This is a genomic window from uncultured Dokdonia sp., assembly GCF_947492535.1.
Classification (GTDB): domain Bacteria; phylum Bacteroidota; class Bacteroidia; order Flavobacteriales; family Flavobacteriaceae; genus Dokdonia.
Window position 1 is genome coordinate 1 of record NZ_CANLNH010000034.1, and the last position, 5,700, is coordinate 5,700.

A 5,700-nucleotide genomic window follows, 5' to 3' on the forward strand; every position below is an offset into this window, starting at 1 on the left:
GTATTGATTTTAGGATTAATATTTAATTAGGATTTTTTTTAGAGAGATTCTAAGTTCATTGACATATTGAATTGACAGCGCGTATTAATATTAGTATTAATACATAATAAAGTTTCTATGTTAGTTTATAGGAACTCAAAAAGAATTGAAGACTAGAGAGTTTTATTTTAGAGCGGGATTTTTGATTGTGATAAGTTTTAATAATATATAAGACACACGATGAAGAGTTTGATCCTGGCTCAGGATGAACGCTAGCGGCAGGCTTAACACATGCAAGTCGAGGGGTAACAGAGGTAGCTTGCTACTTGCTGACGACCGGCGCACGGGTGCGTAACGCGTATACAATCTACCTTATACTGGGGGATAGCCTTTGGAAACGAAGATTAATACCCCATGGTATTACTAAATGGCATCGTTTAGTGATTAAAACTCCGGTGGTATAAGATGAGTATGCGTTCTATTAGCTAGATGGAGAGGTAACGGCTCCCCATGGCTACGATAGATAGGGGTCCTGAGAGGGAGATCCCCCACACTGGTACTGAGACACGGACCAGACTCCTACGGGAGGCAGCAGTGAGGAATATTGGACAATGGAGGCAACTCTGATCCAGCCATGCCGCGTGCAGGAAGACTGCCCTATGGGTTGTAAACTGCTTTTATATGGGAAGAATAAGGCCTACGTGTAGGTTGATGACGGTACCATAAGAATAAGCACCGGCTAACTCCGTGCCAGCAGCCGCGGTAATACGGAGGGTGCAAGCGTTATCCGGAATCATTGGGTTTAAAGGGTCCGTAGGCGGGCATATAAGTCAGTGGTGAAATGCTGTGGCTCAACCATAGCACTGCCATTGATACTGTATGTCTTGAATTATTGTGAAGTGGTTAGAATATGTAGTGTAGCGGTGAAATGCTTAGATATTACATAGAATACCGATTGCGAAGGCAGATCACTAACAATATATTGACGCTGATGGACGAAAGCGTAGGTAGCGAACAGGATTAGATACCCTGGTAGTCTACGCCGTAAACGATGGATACTAGTTGTTTGGTTTTCGGACTGAGTGACTAAGCGAAAGTGATAAGTATCCCACCTGGGGAGTACGTTCGCAAGAATGAAACTCAAAGGAATTGACGGGGGCCCGCACAAGCGGTGGAGCATGTGGTTTAATTCGATGATACGCGAGGAACCTTACCAGGGCTTAAATGTAGTATGACAGACTGAGAGATCGGTTTTTCTTCGGACATATTACAAGGTGCTGCATGGTTGTCGTCAGCTCGTGCCGTGAGGTGTCAGGTTAAGTCCTATAACGAGCGCAACCCCTGTTGTTAGTTGCCAGCGAGTCATGTCGGGAACTCTAACAAGACTGCCGGTGCAAACCGCGAGGAAGGTGGGGATGACGTCAAATCATCACGGCCCTTACGTCCTGGGCCACACACGTGCTACAATGGTAGGTACAGAGAGCAGCCACGTCGCGAGGCGGAGCGAATCTATAAAACCTATCTCAGTTCGGATCGGAGTCTGCAACTCGACTCCGTGAAGCTGGAATCGCTAGTAATCGGATATCAGCCATGATCCGGTGAATACGTTCCCGGGCCTTGTACACACCGCCCGTCAAGCCATGGAAGCTGGGGGTACCTGAAGTCCGTCACCGTAAGGAGCGGCCTAGGGTAAAACTGGTAACTGGGGCTAAGTCGTAACAAGGTAGCCGTACCGGAAGGTGCGGCTGGAACACCTCCTTTCTAGAGATTGTCCCTGAGATTCAGTTGAATTTCCGCGAAGGCGGAGATTTCATATGAATATCAAACAACAAAGGCTTGTTACTGATTAAAATTCTAATGTTTTAGAATAATCTTTTTAGTTTTCAATAGCTGTCGATTTAATAATATATGGTCTTAGTATGAGGCTAGGTTAGTAATTAATTTTACTAATTACATACTGAATACTAGGTACTTTATATAGAGTCCCATAGCTCAGCTGGTTAGAGCGCTACACTGATAATGTAGAGGTCGGCAGTTCGAGTCTGCCTGGGACTACAAACTGATTTAAGATTATAGATTTATGAATTTAGATTTTTGATTTTAATGATTTACGCTTTCGCGAAAGCTTATAAATCGTGATGTTCATTATAATACAATTTGAGATTTTAAGAAGTTGAGAGAGTTCAACAATCGTTAATCGTACTTCAACATTCTGAAATCGATTACGGGGGATTAGCTCAGCTGGCTAGAGCGCCTGCCTTGCACGCAGGAGGTCATCGGTTCGACTCCGATATTCTCCACTAGGCGATGCCTAGAGATATTTATCTTTAGTGTATTACCAAGTAAATGCATCAGATGCTTTATTGTTGTCTGATTTGATTTGCGAAGTTCATTGACATATTGGGAAATAAAAAAGAATACGAGAAGTCGTGTATACATTCAGATGTATATACGCAATTTATAATAATATGAATAACTCATTATAATACAAAGGCTTTTGCATTTAATGCATAAGTCCTTAAAGAGCAAAAAGTACAATAAGCTAATTAAGGGCGTATGGGGAATGCCTAGGCTCTCAGAGGCGATGAAGGACGTGATAAGCTGCGAAAAGTTGCGGGGATCTGCACACAAGAATTGATCCGCAAATATCCGAATGGGGCAACCTGGCATATTGAAGATATGTTATCCGCAAGGAGGCGAACCCGGAGAACTGAAACATCTAAGTACCCGGAGGAGAAGAAAACAAAAGTGATTCCGATAGTAGCGGCGAGCGAAATTGGATTAGCCCAAACCAATATTGTTACGGCAATATTGGGGTTGTAGGACTACGATATTCTGTGCTTTATGAACTAGAATGCTTTGGAAAGAGCAACCATAGACGGTGATAGTCCGGTATAGGTAAAGACAGTTACAGATAGTAGTATCCTGAGTAGTGCGGGGCACGTGAAACCCTGTATGAATTTGGCGGGACCATCCGTTAAGGCTAAATACTCCTGAGAGACCGATAGTGAACCAGTACCGTGAGGGAAAGGTGAAAAGAACCCTGAATAAGGGAGTGAAATAGAACCTGAAACCATACGCTTACAAGCGGTCGGAGCGATAAGTGACGGCGTGCCTTTTGCATAATGAGCCTACGAGTTACTTTAACTAGCGAGGTTAAGGCCTTCAGGGCCGGATCCGTAGCGAAAGCGAGTCTGAATAGGGCGAATATAGTTAGTTTGAGTAGACGCGAAACCGTGTGATCTACCCTTGGGCAGGTTGAAGCTTTGTTAACCCAAAGTGGAGGACCGAACCCGTTGACGTTGAAAAGTCTTGGGATGACCTGAGGGTAGGGGTGAAAGGCCAATCAAACTCGGAAATAGCTCGTACTCCCCGAAATGCATTTAGGTGCAGCGTTGATTTATAGTTTTATAGAGGTAGAGCTACTGATTGGATGCGGGGGCTTCACCGCCTACCAATTCCTGACAAACTCCGAATGCTATAAAATGTTCATCAGCAGTGAGGGCATGGGTGCTAAGGTCCATGTCCGAGAGGGAAACAACCCAGACCATCAGCTAAGGTCCCCAAATGTATGTTAAGTTGTAAAAACGCGGTTGAACTGCTTAGACAGCTAGGATGTTGGCTTGGAAGCAGCCATTCATTTAAAGAGTGCGTAACAGCTCACTAGTCGAGCGGTTCGGCATGGATAATAATCGGGCATAAACATACTACCGAAGCTATGGGATCCTTCAAGAGAAGAGATCGGTAGGGGAGCATTCTATATGTATTGAAGTCAGACTGTGAGGTTTGGTGGAACGTATAGAAAAGAAAATGTAGGCATAAGTAACGATAATGCGGGCGAGAAACCCGCACACCGAAAGACCAAGGTTTCCTCAGCTATGCTAATCAGCTGAGGGTTAGTCAGGACCTAACGCGAACCCGAACGGGGTAGTGGATGGACAACGGGTTAATATTCCCGTACCTGCTCACATTAAAAGCGACGGATTCGAATAGTTGGTGCGCACAGACGGAATTGTGCGTTGAAGGGAGTAGTAATACCCCGATAGTACACTAAGGCTACGGCCGCGGTGATAATCCAGCGAATCGAGTTCCAAGAAAAGCAAGTGAAGCAGCCTGTACCGTAAACCGACACAGGTGGTTGGGATGAGAATTCTAAGGTGCTCGAGAGATTCATGGCTAAGGAACTAGGCAAAATCGACCCGTAACTTCGGGAGAAGGGTCGCCCATCTTTTAGATGGGCCGCAGTGAAGAGGTCCAGGCGACTGTTTATCAAAAACACAGGGCTCTGCTAAATCGAAAGATGATGTATAGGGCCTGACACCTGCCCGGTGCCGGAAGGTTAAGAGGAGAGTTTAGCTTCGGCGAAGATTTGAATTGAAGCCCCGGTAAACGGCGGCCGTAACTATAACGGTCCTAAGGTAGCGAAATTCCTTGTCGGGTAAGTTCCGACCTGCACGAATGGTGCAACGATCTGGACACTGTCTCGGCCATGAGCTCGGTGAAATTGTAGTATCGGTGAAGATGCCGGTTACCCGCTGTGGGACGAAAAGACCCCGTGAACCTTTACTATAGCTTCGTATTGGCTTTGGATAAGTAATGTGTAGGATAGGTGGGAGACTTCGATCATGCGTCGCCAGGCGTGTGTGAGTCATTGTTGAAATACCACCCTTTACTTATTTGAAGTCTAACGTCTAACGACGAACAGTGCGTGGTGGGTAGTTTGACTGGGGTGGTCGCCTCCAAAAGAGTAACGGAGGCTTCTAAAGGTTCCCTCAACACGGTTGGCAATCGTGTGTAGAGTGTAATGGCATAAGGGAGCTTGACTGAGAGACCTACAAGTCGATCAGGTACGAAAGTAGAGCATAGTGATCCGGTGGTTCCGCATGGAAGGGCCATCGCTCAAAGGATAAAAGGTACTCCGGGGATAACAGGCTGATCTCCCCCAAGAGCTCACATCGACGGGGGGGTTTGGCACCTCGATGTCGGCTCGTCACATCCTGGGGCTGGAGAAGGTCCCAAGGGTTGGGCTGTTCGCCCATTAAAGTGGCACGCGAGCTGGGTTCAGAACGTCGTGAGACAGTTCGGTCTCTATCTACAGTGGGCGTAAGAAATTTGAGTGGATCTGACTCTAGTACGAGAGGACCGAGTTGGACTGACCGCTGGTGTACCTGTTGTTTCGCCAGAAGCATTGCAGGGTAGCTATGTCGGGAAGGGATAAGCGCTGAAAGCATATAAGCGCGAAACCCACCACAAGATGAGATTTCTTTAAAGGGTCGTGGGAGACTACCACGTTGATAGGCTATAGGTGTAAAGGCAGTAATGTCATAGCCGAGTAGTACTAATAACCCGTAAGCTTATGTACGCTTCCTCCGTCGCAAGGCGGAGGAGGAACACTCTTTTAATAGCGTATGAATGATGTTTTTGTATTATCAATAATAGGAATCTATTTTTTTTTATTTTCTAGTATGTTACGATATTTATCCTCGCGAAGGCGGGGATCTCATACATCTCAGTGGTGTATGTGATAAATTAAGATTCCCGCCTTCGCGGGAACTAAAGACTAAGGTGGTTATAGCGACGGGGCTCACCTCTTCCCATTCCGAACAGAGAAGTTAAGCCCGCCAGCGCCGATGGTACTACAATCGTGGGAGAGTAGGTCGCCGCCTTTTTAAGGTCTGATTCAGTGTATGAGTCAGACCTTTTTTTATGCCTTACAATGAA

2 tRNA genes and 3 rRNA genes are annotated in these 5,700 nt (G+C 45.9%); all 5 read left to right on the top strand.

The annotated features are described in order from the left end of the window. The first annotated feature begins 216 nt into the window (after window positions 1–216). Window positions 217–1,740 (top strand): 16S ribosomal RNA (locus Q1A60_RS21400). A 220-nt stretch (window positions 1,741–1,960) separates the two neighbouring features. Continuing rightward, window positions 1,961–2,034, top strand: a tRNA-Ile gene (locus Q1A60_RS21405). A gap of 171 nt (window positions 2,035–2,205) precedes the next feature. Beyond that, window positions 2,206–2,279, top strand: a tRNA-Ala gene (locus Q1A60_RS21410). 236 nt (window positions 2,280–2,515) lie between these two features. Further along, a 23S ribosomal RNA gene (locus tag Q1A60_RS21415) occupies window positions 2,516–5,340 on the top strand. A gap of 200 nt (window positions 5,341–5,540) precedes the next feature. Then, window positions 5,541–5,648: ribosomal RNA gene (gene rrf, locus Q1A60_RS21420) — 5S ribosomal RNA — on the top strand. Together the 16S, 23S and 5S rRNA genes with 2 tRNA genes alongside form the textbook arrangement of a ribosomal RNA operon. Window positions 5,649–5,700: the final 52 nt, after the last annotated feature.